The sequence below is a fragment of the Clostridioides sp. ES-S-0010-02 genome, from assembly GCA_020641055.1.
Lineage (GTDB): Bacteria > Bacillota > Clostridia > Peptostreptococcales > Peptostreptococcaceae > Clostridioides.
This window is the reverse complement of sequence record CP067345.1, coordinates 287,882-305,871: the sequence shown is the minus strand read 5'-3', so window position 1 is coordinate 305,871 and position 17,990 is coordinate 287,882. Positions and strand designations below refer to the sequence as shown.

The 17,990-nt window shown below is 34.2% G+C and carries 15 protein-coding genes and 3 rRNA genes; 1 reads left to right on the top strand and 17 read right to left on the bottom strand.

Annotation, left to right across the window (positions count from 1 at the left end; translation table 11 throughout):
• Positions 1–18: 18 nt before the first annotated feature.
• Entirely contained in the window at positions 19–447 is a 429-nt protein-coding gene (locus JJC01_01875; GenBank protein UDN58641.1) for an Lrp/AsnC family transcriptional regulator, read from the top strand.
• A gap of 186 nt (positions 448–633) precedes the next feature.
• On the opposite strand, the gene JJC01_01870 is transcribed toward JJC01_01875, so the two are convergent.
• The 17 genes from JJC01_01870 to JJC01_01790 all read right to left on the bottom strand — a co-directional run bounded on the left by JJC01_01870 (position 634) and on the right by JJC01_01790 (position 17,844).
• Positions 634–1,338 carry an HD domain-containing protein gene (locus tag JJC01_01870; protein ID UDN58640.1) on the bottom strand — a complete coding sequence of 235 codons (705 nt, stop codon included), beginning with the start codon at positions 1,336–1,338 and terminating at the stop codon, positions 634–636.
• Positions 1,339–1,360: 22 nt separating this feature from the next.
• Positions 1,361–2,194: a 16S rRNA (cytidine(1402)-2'-O)-methyltransferase gene (rsmI, locus tag JJC01_01865; GenBank protein UDN58639.1), complete on the bottom strand. Its 834-nt coding sequence runs from the start codon at positions 2,192–2,194 to the stop codon at positions 1,361–1,363.
• Complete coding sequence (locus JJC01_01860; protein ID UDN58638.1) at positions 2,195–2,947, bottom strand: tRNA1(Val) (adenine(37)-N6)-methyltransferase; 753 nt, start codon at positions 2,945–2,947, stop codon at positions 2,195–2,197.
• 76 nt (positions 2,948–3,023) lie between these two features.
• The gene (locus tag JJC01_01855) at positions 3,024–3,917 is read right to left on the bottom strand and encodes a stage 0 sporulation family protein (GenBank protein ID UDN58637.1); all 894 of its coding nucleotides are present in this window, start codon (positions 3,915–3,917) and stop codon (positions 3,024–3,026) included.
• Positions 3,914–4,849 (bottom strand): DNA polymerase III subunit delta', encoded by a 936-nt coding sequence (locus JJC01_01850; protein UDN58636.1) that lies wholly within the window; start codon positions 4,847–4,849, stop codon positions 3,914–3,916. The genes JJC01_01855 and JJC01_01850 overlap by 4 nt, the downstream gene beginning before the upstream one ends.
• 2 nt (positions 4,850–4,851) lie before the next feature.
• Positions 4,852–5,541, bottom strand: a complete 690-nt coding sequence (locus JJC01_01845; GenBank protein UDN58635.1) for a deoxynucleoside kinase — start codon at positions 5,539–5,541, stop codon at positions 4,852–4,854.
• A gap of 97 nt (positions 5,542–5,638) precedes the next feature.
• Positions 5,639–7,048 carry an aminotransferase class I/II-fold pyridoxal phosphate-dependent enzyme gene (locus tag JJC01_01840; protein ID UDN58634.1) on the bottom strand — a complete coding sequence of 470 codons (1,410 nt, stop codon included), beginning with the start codon at positions 7,046–7,048 and terminating at the stop codon, positions 5,639–5,641.
• 159 nt (positions 7,049–7,207) lie between these two features.
• Complete coding sequence (locus JJC01_01835; GenBank protein UDN58633.1) at positions 7,208–7,399, bottom strand: DUF378 domain-containing protein; 192 nt, start codon at positions 7,397–7,399, stop codon at positions 7,208–7,210.
• Positions 7,400–7,520: 121 nt separating this feature from the next.
• A 5S ribosomal RNA gene (rrf, locus tag JJC01_01830) occupies positions 7,521–7,637 on the bottom strand.
• Between the two features lie 114 nt (positions 7,638–7,751).
• Positions 7,752–10,648, bottom strand: a 23S ribosomal RNA gene (locus tag JJC01_01825).
• 283 nt (positions 10,649–10,931) lie between these two features.
• Positions 10,932–12,434 (bottom strand): 16S ribosomal RNA (locus JJC01_01820).
• The 16S, 23S and 5S rRNA genes sit together here, the layout of an rRNA operon.
• A 286-nt stretch (positions 12,435–12,720) precedes the next feature.
• Positions 12,721–12,915 (bottom strand): hypothetical protein, encoded by a 195-nt coding sequence (locus JJC01_01815; GenBank protein ID UDN58632.1) that lies wholly within the window; start codon positions 12,913–12,915, stop codon positions 12,721–12,723.
• Positions 12,916–13,223: 308 nt separating this feature from the next.
• Positions 13,224–14,756 carry a lysine--tRNA ligase gene (gene lysS, locus JJC01_01810; GenBank protein ID UDN58631.1) on the bottom strand — a complete coding sequence of 511 codons (1,533 nt, stop codon included), beginning with the start codon at positions 14,754–14,756 and terminating at the stop codon, positions 13,224–13,226.
• A 14-nt stretch (positions 14,757–14,770) separates the two neighbouring features.
• The gene (greA, locus tag JJC01_01805) at positions 14,771–15,250 is read right to left on the bottom strand and encodes a transcription elongation factor GreA (GenBank protein ID UDN58630.1); all 480 of its coding nucleotides are present in this window, start codon (positions 15,248–15,250) and stop codon (positions 14,771–14,773) included.
• 108 nt (positions 15,251–15,358) lie between these two features.
• Positions 15,359–16,327 carry a tRNA dihydrouridine synthase DusB gene (gene dusB, locus JJC01_01800; GenBank protein UDN58629.1) on the bottom strand — a complete coding sequence of 323 codons (969 nt, stop codon included), beginning with the start codon at positions 16,325–16,327 and terminating at the stop codon, positions 15,359–15,361.
• A 137-nt stretch (positions 16,328–16,464) separates the two neighbouring features.
• Complete coding sequence (locus tag JJC01_01795) at positions 16,465–17,235, bottom strand: type III pantothenate kinase (GenBank protein ID UDN58628.1); 771 nt, start codon at positions 17,233–17,235, stop codon at positions 16,465–16,467.
• A gap of 18 nt (positions 17,236–17,253) precedes the next feature.
• The gene (locus JJC01_01790; protein UDN58627.1) at positions 17,254–17,844 is read right to left on the bottom strand and encodes an ECF transporter S component; all 591 of its coding nucleotides are present in this window, start codon (positions 17,842–17,844) and stop codon (positions 17,254–17,256) included.
• Positions 17,845–17,990: the final 146 nt, after the last annotated feature.

Below are 17,990 nucleotides of genomic sequence, written 5' to 3'. Positions count from 1 at the left end.
AAGGGGGACTGTTTATTTATGGATGTTACAGATTACAGAATCATAGAAATTTTACAGGATGATGGGAGAATTTCTATGAAGGACTTAGGAAAAATAGTTGGTTTAACTTCTCCTGCAGTTTCAGAAAGAGTCAAGAGATTAGAAGAATCTGGTGTTATAGAAGGATATAAAGCAATTGTTAATCCAGATTCATTAGGTAGAGTTATAAAAGCGTTTATTCACATATCTCTTCCAAGTAATGGATATACAGAATTCATTGAGTCTGCTGGAAAGGACCCTAGAATTGTAGAATGTCACCACATAACAGGTGATGATTGCTTACTTTTAAAAGTTATTGTAAAAGATATGTATGAATTAGAAAACGTGATTGATACTATAAAGAAAATAGGTTCTACCAAGACATCTGTTATATTATCAACACCGATACAAGCAAAATCAATATTGTAAGATAAATTGAACATTAATGGTTTATTCGCTAATACACCATTAAATATTTTTAATAAAATTTTAAGTTTTGATGTAAAAAAAGTTGTCTTTTTTAATTCTATTAAAGACAACTTCTTTTAGGTTTTTAAAATTTGTATATTTTAAATTTAAATCAATTGTATAAGTCTTAAATTATATTAACTAACTTTATACATTTGTATAATTACTCTTATATAAGTAATTTGTTAGAATATATTCCATATAGGTCTTTAATACACCTACTTCTTCATCCTTGCCTAATAATTTTATAGTAGATACTATATCTGCATATCCAAGTAATATTATACCTATAGTATCTTCATCTACTAAATTAAATACATTAGCTAACTCTTTTTTACTCAAATCATTTTTCTTATATAAAGATAAAAGTGTCATATGATATCTTACATATTTACTTATAAGTTTATATGTCTGTATTGATAACTCTAAATTTGTACCCATATTATTTACTATTTGTGCACCTATTTTTTCATGATTTGTAAAATGAACTCTACCTGTTTCATCTAAAGTTACACTATCTGGCTTTCCTATATCATGTAAAAAGATTCCTAACTTTAATGCTTGTGACTTATTTATTTCATCATCAATATATAAATTCAAATAATTTGACACATGTTCTCTCAAATGATTTGGAAAAAATTCTTTGTCATTTAGCACTACTTCTAATTCTTTTAATGCATTTATAGAATGTTCAAAACAGTTAACAATATGATATTTACATTCTCCTACAGATTTCATTGCTTTTACTTTAGGGATTGCTTTTTCTAGTTCATTCTTTTTATCCAACTCTATAAACGTTTTATGTGTATCTTTCCTTTTTAAACTCTCTATTATAATTTTTCCTATTTCCATAAAATCACCTCAGATTCAGGTTTTATAAATCCAGAACTTGTTTATAAACAATATCCTTTTTTAATTTTCTATCTTTACAAACTACTTTTATTGCATCTTTTTTGTTCATACCACTTTCAATTAACTTTAAAACATATTCTCTATCTGTAAGAGCATCATAATCTCTTTTTTCTGATTTTTCACCATAGAAACCTTCTACTATTAATACAAACTCTCCTCTTACTTCGTTTTCTTCAAATATTTTTATAACAGTTTCTATATCTTCTCTTATTATCTCTTGATATTTTTTTGTGAGCTCTCTATTTACAGAAATTTTTCTATTTCCAAGAATTTTAAGCATATCTTTTAGTGTATCCTTCAATCTATGTGGTGATTCATAAAAAATTATAGTTCTGCTTTCCTCTTTTATTTCTTCTAGCTGTTGTCTTCTAACTTTTTTATCTCTATCCAAAAAACCTTCAAAAACAAATTTATGTGTATCCATACCAGAGCCAACCAACGCTGTTACAAATGCTGTTGCTCCTGGTAATACTTCTATCTCTATATTATTTTGTATGGACTGTCTTATTATCTCTTCTCCTGGGTCAGATATACCAGGCATACCTGCGTCACTTATTAAAGCTATGTTTTCTCCATCAATTAATTTATTGATTAAATAATCGCCTTTTGAATCTTTATTGTGCTCATGATAGCTAGTCAAAGGTTTTGAGATTTCAAAATGATTTAAAAGCTTTATACTGTGTCTTGTATCTTCTGCCGCAATTAAATCTACTTCTTTTAAGATTCTTAAAGTCCTATACGTTATATCCTCTAAATTTCCAATTGGTGTTGGACATATGTACAATTTTCCACTCATCTATAACTCTCCTATATCTTCATTATTATATATTGATTTTAATTCTTCTGTATAATTACCATCTTCTCCATAGACATATAGTGGGTCTAATATCTTAAGCTCTGGTCTGCCATCTTTTACAAATTGAACCAAAACCAAATTAGGTGCTTTTTTAGGTCTTGGATGAACAAACTGAATAACTTTTGGCTCTAATCTGTATTTTCTCCCTAAAGTTATTATATCAACCAATCTTGTTGGTCTATGTATCATGAAAAATTTACCTCTAGGCATAACTAATCTAGATGCGGTCTTTATTACATCCTCTAGATTACATTTTACTTCATGCCTTGATATTGCTTTTTTATCATTTGGATTTTTTATACCATCAATATGCATATATGGAGGATTTGATGTAACTACATGATATCCATTAACTTCCAAAACTTTGTCTATTGATTTTATATCTCCATTTATAATCTCAACTCTTTCTTCCAAATTATTTAGTTTTATAGAACGAGTTGCCATTTCATATACATCATCTTGTATTTCTACACCAATAATTTTCTTAGCTTCACTTTTACCTGCAATTAGAACTGGTATAATTCCTGTACCAGTGCCTAAATCAACAACTTTAGCATCTTTTTTTACTTTTGCAAAATTAGCTAATAAAACAGCGTCTATACCAAAACAAAACCCATTAGTATCTTGTATAATTTTAAGACCTTTTAATTGTAAATCGTCGATTCTCTCTGAATCTTTTAATTGTATGCCCATATATAACTCTCCTCAAATATTAGTAGCTCTAAGCATTAATTGCTTTAAAAAAGGTAGGAGAAGCCCTACCTTAAATTTAATCTTCTAATTTCTTTAACTCCTTTAGTGTAGCTTCATCTAATCCATCATTGCCCTTGCATTTACCACCACAGCCCTCACACTTTTTAGGCTCTTTAAGTATTTTTATATCTTCTCTTGTATATATTTTTACTGTTTTGTCTTGGAATTCCACTTTGATTTGTTCTAGCAAAGGATTTACCTCTACAACTTTTCCTTTTCCATCATCTGATTGCACCAATGCACCCACAACAGGCATTTTTTCTATTGCTTCACTATATACATCATGTTCATATTTTAAGCAACAGAATAATCTTCCACATATACCAGATATCTTTGTTGGATTTAAAGATAAGCTTTGGTCTTTTGCCATTTTTATTGAAACTGGTTGAAAATCACCTAACCAAGAAGAACAGCAAAGCTTTCTACCACAAGGTCCTAGACCTCCTATAGACTTTGCCTCATCTCTAACACCGATTTGTCTAAGTTCTATTCTAGTCTTAAATATGGCAGCTAAATCTTTTACTAATTCTCTAAAATCTATTCTACCTTCTGCTGTAAAGTAAAAAATCAATTTATTTCTATCAAATGTATATTCGCAATCTATTAAAAACATTGTTAACTCATGTTCTTTTATCTTTTGTTGACATAATTCAAAAGTCTCTTTTGCTTTTTCCTTATTTTCTAAATATATTTTCTTATCTTCTTCTGTAGCTATTCTTATAATTGGCTTTAAAGGAGAAACTAATTCGCTCTCGTCCATTTCTTTTGGCCCAACCACTACTTTACCATACTCTAAACCTCTTGCAGTTTCTACAACTACATCCATATCTTGCTCTATATTAAAATCAACAGGGTCAAAATAATATATTTTCCCCGCACTTTTAAACCTAATTCCTACTATTTTTATCATTTAATCACCTCGTATATATTTAAAGACATAACTTGTATGCTTATATTGAAATTACAATTACTTTTAATTTTAGTCTTTGTACCTTCTATTATATCAATAATTTTAGATAATTGAGAATAACTAATTTTTCCACTCATGTTTTGGATAAAAACTAGCTTATCTATATTTATTAACATATCTCTATTTACATTTTCTTTTAATAAAATAATGTCTCTAAAATAGTTTATCATAATATCCAATAAACTTATAATCTGATTTCTATATTTCTCCATGTTATTTGGTATATTTAGAATCTCTACTATATTTTTATCTAGCATTATTTGGATATATTGTTGTATATCGTCCCTCATTACTGAAAACTCAGCCGACTGAGATAAGTCTAAAGCATTTTCAATACTACCTCTTGAAAAAGTGGCCAATATTTGGGCTCTTTCTTCTTCTATGCCCTTATTTATTAAATAAGTTTTTAAATCTGCTATTGGTATAGGCGAAAACTTTATTATGTCACATCTAGATTTTATCGTTTCTAATAATGATTCTTTATTATTTGTGACTAAAATTATTATAGCGTAACTTGGAGGCTCCTCTAATGTCTTTAAAAGGGCATTTTGAGCTTCTACCGTCATCTTTTCAGCATTATTTATTATATATATTTTATAGTCTTTATGAGGTCGTACTACTATATCTGATTGTAAGTTTCTAATCTGAGCTATTTTTATACTATTTCCATCTGGATTTATAAGTACATAGTCTGGACTATTTTCTAGATTTACATAGTCAAGTAACAATTTTGATAGCTCATCAGCAAATTTCTTTTTTCCTATTCCATCTATTCCTTCAAACATATACGCATTATTAAGTTTATTTTTATTTATAGAATTTATTAAATATTTTTTTACAAAATCTTGTCCTATAATATTTTCAAAATACATATTTATCTCTCCATAGATTTTATTGAATCAAGAACTATTTCATAAACTTCATTATGTATACTTTCAATACTTCTTAATTTATTATTTGAAACACAATTTATTTTTTTCCAATCATATTTATCTGCTATATATAGAGCATTATTATAAGATTTCTTTAAATACTCTATATCACTTTCATGAATATCTTTCTCTTTTTCTCCTGTAATTTTGTTTTTTCTATTCTCCATAAGTTTTTCACTAAACTCAATAGGAACATCTAAAAATACAACACAATCAGGTTGAGGTATTTTAAATAAATTAAATTCATAATCAGCCAGCCAGTTAAGATATTCCTCTCTATCAGCAATGTCCATTTTAGAAGCTTGGTGCACCATATTAGAGGTTGTATATCTATCAGCGATAATTATTCCACCTTTATTATAAAATTCCTCCCAATCGGTTTTAAATGATGCATATCTATCCGCTGTAAAAAAAGTTGATGCTATATATGGGTCTACATCTGAGGCATTTTTACCAAAATCCCCTCTCAAATACATTTTTACCAAAGCAGATGATTGAGACTCATAGTTTGGATATTCTACCTTCTTAATCATATAGCCTTCTTTTTTTAGTCTTTCATATAATTTTTTTGTTTGAGTTGCCTTTCCACTCGCATCTGAACCACTCTCTATAATTATTAACTTACCTCTCATTTTAATATCCTCCATCTAAACATTTTGCCTATTTTAGTATATTATTCAAATAAATTTATATATAAATATTCTATAGATTCTTCATAGTAATCCTACTTTATATATGTTCTAAATCTATTATTTCTATAAAATTTAAAGTCATATCTTTAAGTCCACTTATAACCATACCTTTAGAACTACAAAACTTTAAATAATCTATTATTTCTTTACTTATTATTTCGCCAGGGGATATTATATTTATCCCTGGTGGATATGGTACTATAGATTCTCCACATACTTTACCTATGCTGTCATATATTTTAACACTTTTTTTAGTTTTATAAAATGCTTCTCTAGGTGTTAATATTTTCTGTGGAATATCAACAGGATATTTTATGTTATCTAGTTTTGTAGATTTAAATTCTTTTATTACAATATCATCTAATGCCGTTTCTAAACTAATGAAATCTTGAGTACTATTTCCTATTGTACAGATTAATAGAACGCCATAATAATTAGACAACTCTACCTGTATATTATATTTTTTTCTTAAGATATTTTCTAATTCATATCCTGTTAATCCTATATTTTTAGCAGATATGAATACTTTTGTTTTATCATTTGTACTATATATTTCAAGATTTTTATTAACATTATTTTTGAAATTTTGGATATTATCTAAAAGTTCTTCCATTAATTCCTTGCCTTTATTTTCATATATATCTACAGCTAATTCTAGTGAAGATAATAATAAGTAAGAAGGACTTGAAGATTCAGTAATTCTTAACATGTTTGAAATTTTATCTAAGTCAACTCTATCTTCCTGTACATGTATCATTGATGATTGAGTAAAAGATGGAAGTGTTTTATGAGTACTTTGTATAACCACGTCTGCACCTTGCTCAAGAGCTGTTTTAGGAAGTTTCTCACTAAGTCCTAAATGTGCACCATGTGCTTCATCTACTATTACTACCATATTTTTGCTATGTGCGTAATTACAGATATATTCCAAATCATATGTCATTCCATAGTATGTAGGATATGTAAGCAATATTGCTTTTGCATCTAAGTTTTTATCTATTATATCAATTACATTTATTACATTCACACCTTTTAAAATATTAGTATTTTTGCATATTTCGCAAGGAATATATTCTATATCTACATCACCCAAAATACATCCGTTTATAATAGATTGGTGACAGTCTCTATTCACAATTATTTTACTTTTAGGATTACACACTGACATTATTGCAGATTGGATGCCACAACTGCTTCCATTTATTAAATAATATGTATAATCACTTTTAAATACCATTGCAGTATTTTCTTGAGAGACTTTTATAATTCCTTCTGGGGAATGTAAATTATCTGTCCCTATTATCTCAGTTGTATCCATTTTATACAAATTTTCTAATACATTTATATATCCTAATTTTTCATATATTTTTCCCTTTTTATGTCCAGGCATATGAAAAGATATCACTTCTTTATTTACAATTTCACTCAGTTCATTAATTATAAACATATATTACTCCTTTTTCCCTATTGTTACCACTTGTTTGAAAACTTCGATTCCTATCTATTTTACCATTAAAAAAGATACAAATTAATATTTTTATAAAATAAAATACCTCATTCTAAATATTTAGAATGAGGTATTTAATATAAAAAAGTAAAAATTGAATTATTCTCTGTCATCAGACATTAAACTTGGTATTAAATACAATCCAGCTAGACCCACAACAAAGTATATTATTCTACTTATCATTTCATATGTTCCACCGAAAATGCTACCTATTAAATCTGTTCCTAGAATACCAATTGCTCCCCAGTTAAGTGCACCAATTATAGCTAAAACTAAAGCAACTTTCTTCATTCATATCACTCCTTAAGAATTAAATTTTTATGATAATCCATAATTCCTGTGTTTAGTTTTCCCAAAATGAAAAAAGAAATACGTAATTTTTTTGTTTTTTTTGACAAAAATAAAAAAAATTACGTGGCTACGTCCTACTCTCCCAGGCAGTTTCCCACCAAGTACCATCAGCGCTAGAGAGCTTAACTTCTGTGTTCGGAATGGGAACAGGTGTATCCTCTCTGCTATTGTAACCACATAATCTTTATGCTTAATATTACTATTAAGTTTTTGAAGCTAGTAAACTAGATTCTTTAGAGTTAGCACTCTAAAAACTACATATATATTTTAATCAATGAACATCAAATAAATATTGGTCAAGTCCTCGACCTATTAGTATCGATAAGCTAAATACATTGCTGCACTTACACCTTCGACCTATCAACCAGATAGTCTTTCTGGGGTCTTACCCTTGCGGTGGGAAATCTTATCTTGAAGTTGGCTTCGCGCTTAGATGCTTTCAGCGCTTATCCATTCCGTACATAGCTACCCAGCCATGCCCTTGGCAGAACAACTGGTACACCAGAGGTACGTCCATCCCGGTCCTCTCGTACTAAGGACAGGTCTCCTCAAATTTCCTACGCCTGCGACGGATAGGGACCGAACTGTCTCACGACGTTCTGAACCCAGCTCGCGTACCACTTTAATGGGCGAACAGCCCAACCCTTGGGACCTACTACAGCCCCAGGATGTGATGAGCCGACATCGAGGTGCCAAACCTCCCCGTCGATGTGGACTCTTGGGGAGATAAGCCTGTTATCCCCAGGGTAGCTTTTATCCGTTGAGCGATGGCCCTTCCACGCAGAACCACCGGATCACTAAGTCCGATTTTCATCCTTGCTCGACCTGTATGTCTTGCAATCAAGCTCTCTTTTGCCTTTACACTCTACGTACGATTTCCGACCGTACTGAGAGAACCTTTGAGCGCCTCCGTTACCTTTTGGGAGGCGACCGCCCCAGTCAAACTGCCCACCTGACAGTGTCCCAAGACCAGATTCATGGCCTATGGTTAGAGTCCCAGTACTACAAGGGTGGTATCCCAAGGATGGCTCCGCCAAAACTGGCGTCCTGGTTTCAAAGCCTCCCACCTATCCTGTACATGTAGTACCAAGACCCAATGTCAAGCTACAGTAAAGCTCCATGGGGTCTTTCCGTCCTGTCGCAGGTATCCGGCATCTTCACCGGAATTACAATTTCACCGAGTCTGTTGTTGAGACAGTGCCCAAATCGTTACGCCTTTCGTGCGGGTCGGAACTTACCCGACAAGGAATTTCGCTACCTTAGGACCGTTATAGTTACGGCCGCCGTTTACTGGGGCTTAAGTTCACTGCTTCGATTACTCTAACAGATCCCCTTAACCTTCCAGCACCGGGCAGGCGTCAGCTCCTATACATCGTCTTGCGACTTAGCAGAAACCTATGTTTTTGGTAAACAGTCGCTTGGGCCTATTCTCTGCGGCCACCGTATGGTGGCACCCCTTATCCCTAAGTTACGGGGTCATTTTGCCGAGTTCCTTAACAACAGTTCTCTCGCGGGCCTTAGGATACTCTCCTCACCCACCTGTGTCGGTTTGCGGTACGGGTACCTTTAACCTCGATAGAGACTTTTCTTGACAGTGTGAAATCAGCTACTTCGCTACTAAATTTCGCTCCCCATCACATCCCAGCATTATCAAAGCGGATTTACCTACTCTGACTGCCTCAATGCTTGGGCACACATAACCAACAGTGTGCTTAGCTTATCCTACTGTGTCATCCCATCTCTCAAACGGTTATCGGTAGTACAGGAATATCAACCTGTTGTCCATCACCTACGCCTTTCGGCCTCAGCTTAGGTCCCGACTAACCCAGGGCGGACGAACCTTCCCCTGGAAACCTTGGGTTTACGGCCTGTGGGATTCTCACCCACATCTCGCTACTCATGCCAACATTCTCACTCCCATACTGTCCACATGTCCTTACGGTCATGCTTCAACCCGTATGGGAAGCTCCCTACCCATCATTACTGATGCCGTAGCTTCGGTAGTAAGTTTTAGCCCCGGAAATCTTCGGCGCAGGATCACTCGACCAGTGAGCTATTACGCACTCTTTGAATGAGTGGCTGCTTCTAAGCCAACATCCTGGTTGTCTGTGCAATCCCACATCCTTTACCACTTAACTTACATTTAGGGACCTTAGCTGACGATCTGGGCTGTTGCCCTTTCGACTATGAATCTTATCACCCACAGTCTGACTCCCAAGTATAAGATGACGGCATTCGGAGTTTGATAGTCTTCGGTAGGTGCAATACCCCCTAGGACATTCAGTGCTCTACCTCCGTATCTCTCACCTTGAGGCTAGCCCTAAAGCTATTTCGGGGAGAACCAGCTATCTCCGGGCTCGATTGGAATTTCACCGCTACCCACAAGTCATCCCCGAGCTTTTCAACGCTCGTGGGTTCGGACCTCCACGAAATTTTACTTTCGCTTCATCCTGCTCATGGGTAGGTCGCCCGGTTTCGGGTCTACGTCAAGTAACTGAACGCTCAGTTAAAACTCGCTTTCGCTACGGCTCCACACCTTAAGTGCTTAACCTTGCTACTTAACGTAACTCGTTGGCCCGTTCTACAAAAAGTACGCGGTCACACAAGAAATGTGCTTCCACAGCTTGTAAGTGCAGGGTTTCAGGTTCTATTTCACTCCCCTCCCGGGGTTCTTTTCACCTTTCCCTCACGGTACTATACGCTATCGGTCACTAGGTAGTATTTAGCCTTGGAGGGTGGTCCCTCCTGCTTCCCACAGGGTTTCACGTGTCCCGTGGTACTCTGGATCATATCTGAAGTTTTCTCGTTTGACATACAGGACTATTACCTTCTGTGGTGGGTCTTTCCAAACCTCTTCAATTACGATACCTCTTCGTTTAAGATATGTCCGCAACCCCAATAAAGAAAACTTTATTGGTTTGGGCTATTCCGCGTTCGCTCGCCGCTACTTACGGAATCGAATTTCTTTCTCTTCCTTCAGGTACTTAGATGTTTCAGTTCCCTGAGTTCCCCTCATTAAGCTATGTATTCACTTAATGATACTTAGACATTACTCTAAGTGAGTTTCCTCATTCGGAAATCTTCGGATCAAAGTTTACGTGCAACTCCCCGAAGCTTATCGCAGCTTATCGCGTCCTTCATCGGCTCCTAGTGCCAAGGCATCCGCCCTGCACCCTTAATAACTTGACCAGTTAAAAAGGTTTGATAGATTAGAAGCTATCAACTTCGATAATTTTTAAAAGTTATCAACTTTATATATTACAAATTAGATGTCATATCACTAAATATATATATGCAGTTTTCAAAGTGCTAACGCACAGCGCCAACAGATAAATCCTGTTGCTTAAAGTGCTAACACACAAGGCCAACAAACAAACTTCACATGCGTTCAGTTTATACTGTTGCTCAAAGTGCTAATTGAGTATTCGTAAAAACGAACCCTCAAAATTAAACAGTAGGCAATTCTCCTTAGAAAGGAGGTGATCCAGCCGCACCTTCCGATACGGCTACCTTGTTACGACTTCACCCCAGTTATTGATTCCACCTTCGACGACTTCTTCCAAAAGGTTAGATAATCGGCTTCGGGCGTCTCCAACTCCCGTGGTGTGACGGGCGGTGTGTACAAGACCCGGGAACGCATTCACCGCAGCATTCTGATCTGCGATTACTAGTAACTCCAGCTTCATGTAGGCGAGTTTCAGCCTACAATCCGAACTGAGAGTAGCTTTAAGGGATTAGCTCCACCTTACGGCTTGGCAACCCTCTGTACTACCCATTGTAGCACGTGTGTAGCCCTAAGCATAAGGGGCATGATGATTTGACGTCATCCCCACCTTCCTCCAGGTTATCCCTGGCAGTCTCTCTAGAGTGCCCAACTTAATGATGGCAACTAAAGACAAGGGTTGCGCTCGTTGCGGGACTTAACCCAACATCTCACGACACGAGCTGACGACAACCATGCACCACCTGTCACCAATGTCCCCGAAGGGAACTCTCCGATTAAGGAGATGTCATTGGGATGTCAAGCTTAGGTAAGGTTCTTCGCGTTGCTTCGAATTAAACCACATGCTCCGCTACTTGTGCGGGTCCCCGTCAATTCCTTTGAGTTTCACTCTTGCGAGCGTACTTCCCAGGCGGAGTACTTAATGCGTTAGCTGCGGCACCGAGGGGGGTAACCCCCGACACCTAGTACTCATCGTTTACAGCGTGGACTACCAGGGTATCTAATCCTGTTTGCTCCCCACGCTTTCGTGCCTCAGCGTCAGTTACAGTCCAGAGAGCCGCCTTCGCAACTGGTGTTCCTCCTAATATCTACGCATTTCACCGCTACACTAGGAATTCCACTCTCCTCTCCTGCACTCAAGTCTCCCAGTTTCAAGAGCTTACTACGGTTGAGCCGTAGCCTTTCACTCCTGACTTGAAAGACCGCCTACGCACCCTTTACGCCCAGTAAATCCGGATAACGCTAGCCCCCTACGTATTACCGCGGCTGCTGGCACGTAGTTAGCCGGGGCTTCCTCCTCAAGTACCGTCATTATCTTCCTTGAGGACAGAGTTTTACGACCCGAAGGCCTTCATCACTCACGCGGCGTTGCTGCATCAGGCTTTCGCCCATTGTGCAATATTCCCCACTGCTGCCTCCCGTAGGAGTTTGGACCGTGTCTCAGTTCCAATGTGGCCGATCACCCTCTCAGGTCGGCTACTGATCGTCGCCTTGGTAAGCCGTTACCTTACCAACTAGCTAATCAGACGCGGGTCCATCCTGTACTGGCTCACCTTTGATATTCAAGAGATGCCTCTCAAATATGTTATCCCGTATTAGCATACCTTTCGGTATGTTATCCGTGTGTACAGGGTAGGTTACCCACGCGTTACTCACCCGTCCGCCGCTCTTTACCGAAGTAAATCGCTCAACTTGCATGTGTTAGGCACGCCGCCAGCGTTCATCCTGAGCCAGGATCAAACTCTCAAATAAAAGTTTATCAGGCTCAGATACTATTGTTATCTAAATATCTGGCTTTATGGTTTGTTTCTTGTTTTTATAAATTAACCTACTGTTTAATTTTCAAAGTTCATTTTTCATGTTTGCCCTTTTCTTGGGGACAAGTAATACTATATCACCTTAAAAATAATTCGTCAATACTTTTTTTGTTTTTTATTTTAAAAAAGGTTATAACTCTTTGTTTTTTTTAATACTTTTAACTAAAACTAACAGATATAACCCTTGATATTACAAGTAACACATGCATATACAGTTTTTCCTATTTTGCAATTTTATTTTCGTAAGAATATGAGTTGGCTCTGACTCTATCTGCCCAAACATTTATACTCTTAACTTTATTAACCTTAGTTGTACTTTCAAATATATCCATTGCATCCTTACAAAAATATACCATAACATCAAGAACTAAAAATCCAATACAAACTAAACATAAAAAATCAATTACTTGAAACATCACACATTCCCCCAATAATTTTTTATATATAGTATTCTCAAAAATTATTCCTTTTTCCTTCCCAAAAATTACTTTAAATATTTTCATAATAAATTACTTTCAATCATATTTTCTAAATATAAAGTTCCAATCAACAAAAACTAATATCAATTTGTAACGTTTGTTGGTAATTTATAAATTAAATACATGAAAACTTCTTTAGAACATATAAAAAGCATTCTACATTGACATTTTAAATAAAATAAAGCTATTTATTGATAATTTAATAGCTCTATTTTATTTAAAACTTAGTAGAATGCTTGTATTTTTTATTTTTCTTCTTCTTCTTTATTTTGATTATTATCAATAGGTTTCATAGTAGGGAATAATAATACATCTCTTATAGATGGAGAATTAGTTAATAGCATAATAACTCTATCTATACCTATTCCTAGTCCACCTGTAGGAGGTAAACCTACTTCTAATGCTTTTAAGAAATCATCATCCATCTCAAAAGCTTCATCATCACCTAATTCTCTTTTTCTCAATTGGTCCATAAATCTTCCTTTTTGGTCAATTGGGTCATTAAGCTCAGAAAATGCATTAGCTAACTCCCATTTATTAGCAAAAGCTTCAAATCTATCAGTTCTTCTTGGGTCTTCAGTATTTCTCTTAGATAATGGAGATACTTCAACTGGATGATGTGTTATAAATGTTGGTTGGATTAATTTATCTTCTCCAAACTCTTCAAAGAAAGCATTTATTACTTCCCCTCTTCTCATTCCAGGCTTTATTTCTATTCCTTTTTCTCTAGCAACTTCTAATGCTTCTTCATCTGTATTTATTGCAGAAAAATCTACACCAGAATATTCCTTCACACAATCTTCCATAGTCATTCTCTTCCAAGGAGGTGTAAAGTTTATTTCTGTTCCTTGATAGTTGATTATCATGCTTCCTGTAGCAACTTCAGCCATATGTGCAACAACATTTTCTGTTATCTCCATCATATCAGTGTAGTCTGCATATGCTTGATATAATTCTATAGCAGTATATTCAGGATTATGTTTTAAATCCATACCTTCATTTCTAAACATTCTTCCCATTTCATAAACTTTATCAAATCCACCAACAATAAGTCTCTTTAAGTATAATTCGTTTGCTATTCTTAAATACATTGGTATATGTAAAGTGTTATGGTTAGTTATAAAAGGTCTAGCATTCGCTCCACCAGCTATAGTATTTAATATTGGAGTCTCAACTTCTAAAAATCCTCTGTCATCTAAATACGCTCTCAATGCCTTTAATGCTTTCGTTCTAATTAAAAAAGCATTTTTTACTTCTGGGTTCACTATTAAATCAACATATCTTTGTCTATATCTTAATTCTTGATCTTTTAATCCATGATATTTTTCTGGTAAAACTTGTAAAGATTTGCATAATAATACTACAGATTTAGCCTTTACAGATATTTCGCCCCTTTTAGTTCTAAATATTTCCCCTTCAATACCAACTATGTCTCCAATATCATATGTTGAAAATACACTATATTCTTCTTCCCCTATAGCATCTAATCTTACATAAGATTGAATTCTTCCTTCTTGGTCTTGAATATCTATAAAACCAGCTTTACCTTGTATTCTCTTGCTCATGATACGTCCTGCTATTTTTGTAGTTTGACCTTCAAGAGTTTCAAAGTTATCTTTTATTTCCATAGAATAATGAGTTCTATCATATCTACTTTCTTTGAAAGGGTCTCTACCTGATTCTTGTAATTTTTTTAGTTTATCTCTTCTTACTTGAAGTACTTCACTAAGGTCTTCTTGAATTTGTGCTTCTTCATTGCTTTGTTGATTATTTTTCATTTTTTTCCTCCAGATTATCTTCTTATTTCTAATATTTCAAACTTAGCAACTCCATCAGGAACTTGCACCTCTACAACCTCTTTAACAGCTCTTCCTAAAAGCGCTTTTCCTACAGGAGATTCGTTTGATATTTTGCCATCATATGGGTCTGCTTCTGTTGAACCAACTATAGTATATTCAACATCTTCATCAAATTCTAAATCTTTAACTTTAACTATTGAACCTATTGTAACAACATTAAGGTCTATTTTGCTTTCATCTATGATAACAGCTTTTCTAACCATATTTTCTAATTTTAAGATTCTTTCTTCAACCTGTGCCTGTTCCTTTTTAGCTTCATCATACTCAGCATTTTCAGATAAATCACCAAAAGATATAGCAACCTTTATTCTCTCTGCAACTTCTTTTCTCTTTACAACCTTTAAATTCTCTAATTCTTCTTCTAATTTATCGTATCCCTCTTGTGTCAATAAAAACTCTTTATTCTCTTCCATTATAAATACAACTCCTTCACAAATTTCTTAGGAATTTTCCTAATTATATTTTAAAATTTTTATAATCTTTTTTTAATTTATGCGCTATATTATAAGTCACTATTATTTTTATGTCAAGGAGTCTTCCATATAGTACTCCAATTTCGACACAACTTCTTGATAGTCTTCTATTTTATTAATTTCATCTCTTAATCTTGCAGAGTTTCTAAGACCTTTTAAATACCAAGCGATGTGTTTTCTCATTTCCCTTACAGCTACATACTCTCCATGTTCTTCTACTGCAAGCTTTAAATGTTTAATGGCAGTACTTATCTTTTCGTTAAGAGTTGGCTCTGGCAAAATCTCGCCTGTATTCATATAATGGTTTATTCTTTTAAATATCCATGGGTTACCCTGAGCACCCCTACCTATCATTATAGCATCACAACCCGTTTTGTCTAACATATTTATTGAATCTTCTATTGTAAATACATCACCATTTCCTATAACAGGTATATTTAAATTTTTCTTAATATCTGCAATTATATTCCAGTCTGCTTTACCTGTATAATATTGCTCTCTCGTTCTTCCATGTATTGCTAAAGCACTTATTCCACAAGCTTCTGCTATCTTTGCTATCTCAACAGCATTTATACTATTATCATCCCATCCTTTTCTTATTTTTAAAGTAACTGGTTTCTTTGAATTCTTCACTACTGCCTTTAATACCTGCTCTGCAAGTTTAGGATTTTTCATAAGTGCTGAACCATCCCCATTTTTAACTACTTTTGGAGCTGGACATCCCATATTTATATCAAGGATTTCATTTGGATATTCGTTCATTATTTCTGCTGCTCTTCCCATAAAATCTGGCTCAGAACCAAATATCTGAACAGCTACAGGATGTTCTTCTTTTTCTATCTTAAGCATTTTTTTAGTATTTTCATCATCATAGCAAAGTGCCTTACCATTTATCATTTCTGTATATAAAAGTCCACATTCTTGTTCTTTACAAATTAATCTAAATGGAAGGTCTGTTACCCCTGCCATAGGTGACAGAAAAACTTTATTTTTTAATTCTAAATTTCCTATTTTCATCGTTTTTCTCCTATTTTTTTCCTTTGTTTTTGTGATTTTATTTCTAAATCTGCATTTCCTCATTATAATATACCACATAACACTAAAAAACTATCATAAAAAGGGAACTGGATATATAATCCAATTCCCTGTATTAATTATTCTTGGTTTTTTTCATATATTATTCTTAATCCTTCTAGCGTTAAAAAACCATCTACATAATCTATACTTTTTGTTTCTGAAGCAATTAGTTTAGCTAGCCCACCTGTAGCTATAACTTTAACATCATCACAATTTAATTCTTTTTTCATCATATTTATTATTTTATCAACTAAACCTACATATCCATAAATTATGCCAGATTGCATAGCTGATACAGTACTTTTACAAATAGTCATACCTGGTTTTGCTAATTCTACTCTAGGCAATTTAGATGCACTTTGGAATAATGCCTCACTAGATATCTTTATTCCTGGTGCTATTGTACCCCCTAGATATTCACCTTTTTCAGAAATAGCACAAAATGTAGTTGCTGTTCCAAAATCTACAAGTATACTTGGTGCCCCATATTTTTCTATGCCTGCTACAGCATTAACTATCCTGTCTGCTCCAACTTGTTTTGGATTATCATATTTTATATTTAGACCTGTTTTTATGCCTGGACCTACTATCAATGGATGCTTTTTACAGTATTTTATACAAAAATTTTCAAGAGAATGCATAACGTTTGGAACTACAGATGATATTATTACATCATCAATAGCATTTATATCCACATCATCATACTTAAATAAGCTACTTATTAGAATTCCATATTCATCAGATGTTTTTTCCTTATCTGTTTTAATTCTCCAATAATTAACTAACTTGTCACCTTTATATATACCTAAAACCATATTAGTATTTCCAACATCAAATACTAGAAGCATATGTCATTAACCTTCTTTCTATTTTTTGCTTTTCTTAAGTACAGCAGCAACGGCAGCTACTACTAAAGCTCCTACTATTGCTTCTGGTACTCCATTTGCTGCGGCAAGAGCCATTATAACCTTTCCTGCTGAACCATTTTGACCCATTGCTTGAAGATACTTGTCAGCATATAAGACATATATCATTCCTAAAACACCAGCTGTATTTAACAAAGAACCTACAGCTCCTGTAATTAATCCAGATATGTATACCTTACTTGTAGCATTGATTATTAGTTGATATACATAATAGGCCAATATACCTATCATAACTCTTGGCAATATTGAAACTAATGGATTTATAAAAACAAAAGATGTTACCGTTGGGTTTACTATAGCGTTTAAAAGACTTGATACTCCAAATATAAAGCCTATTGCTGCCCCAACTATTGGTCCTTCCATAATAGCTCCAATAATAACTGGTATATGCATTATAGTTGCTTTTGTAGGTCCAACTGGAATAAATCCCAATGGAGTCATAGATAGCATAATAGAAATAGCTGATAGTACCCCTATTATAGTCATCTTTCTTACATTTACTTTTCTTACTGATGCACTTGTGTTCATCATAAAAAATACACCTCCGTTCCAGCTCACTAACGATGCCGGACTACTTAATTTTTTGATTTTTCTTACTCTTGTTTCTTATCATTATGAGTCAGGCTACTACTTTCAGGATGCCTGCTCTAACAAGAATAATTTTATCAAGATGAGTT

Excerpts from the sequence above, each read along its gene's own strand:
- JJC01_01815 (UDN58632.1), bottom strand. The coding sequence starts at position 12,915 with ATGTTTCAAGTAATTGATTTTTTATGTTTAGTTTGTATTGGATTTTTA.
- JJC01_01840 (UDN58634.1), bottom strand. The coding sequence starts at position 7,048 with ATGTTTATAATTAATGAACTGAGTGAAATTGTAAATAAAGAAGTGATA.
- lysS (UDN58631.1), bottom strand. The coding sequence starts at position 14,756 with ATGAAAAATAATCAACAAAGCAATGAAGAAGCACAAATTCAAGAAGAC.
- JJC01_01870 (UDN58640.1), bottom strand. The coding sequence starts at position 1,338 with ATGGAAATAGGAAAAATTATAATAGAGAGTTTAAAAAGGAAAGATACA.
- rsmI (UDN58639.1), bottom strand. The coding sequence starts at position 2,194 with ATGAGTGGAAAATTGTACATATGTCCAACACCAATTGGAAATTTAGAG.
- JJC01_01860 (UDN58638.1), bottom strand. The coding sequence starts at position 2,947 with ATGGGCATACAATTAAAAGATTCAGAGAGAATCGACGATTTACAATTA.
- JJC01_01850 (UDN58636.1), bottom strand. The coding sequence starts at position 4,849 with ATGTATTTTGAAAATATTATAGGACAAGATTTTGTAAAAAAATATTTA.
- dusB (UDN58629.1), bottom strand. The coding sequence starts at position 16,327 with ATGAAAATAGGAAATTTAGAATTAAAAAATAAAGTTTTTCTGTCACCT.
- JJC01_01795 (UDN58628.1), bottom strand. The coding sequence starts at position 17,235 with ATGCTTCTAGTATTTGATGTTGGAAATACTAATATGGTTTTAGGTATA.
- greA (UDN58630.1), bottom strand. The coding sequence starts at position 15,250 with ATGGAAGAGAATAAAGAGTTTTTATTGACACAAGAGGGATACGATAAA.
- JJC01_01845 (UDN58635.1), bottom strand. The coding sequence starts at position 5,541 with ATGAGAGGTAAGTTAATAATTATAGAGAGTGGTTCAGATGCGAGTGGA.
- JJC01_01835 (UDN58633.1), bottom strand. The coding sequence starts at position 7,399 with ATGAAGAAAGTTGCTTTAGTTTTAGCTATAATTGGTGCACTTAACTGG.
- JJC01_01875 (UDN58641.1), top strand. The coding sequence starts at position 19 with ATGGATGTTACAGATTACAGAATCATAGAAATTTTACAGGATGATGGG.
- JJC01_01855 (UDN58637.1), bottom strand. The coding sequence starts at position 3,917 with ATGATAAAAATAGTAGGAATTAGGTTTAAAAGTGCGGGGAAAATATAT.
- JJC01_01790 (UDN58627.1), bottom strand. The coding sequence starts at position 17,844 with ATGATGAACACAAGTGCATCAGTAAGAAAAGTAAATGTAAGAAAGATG.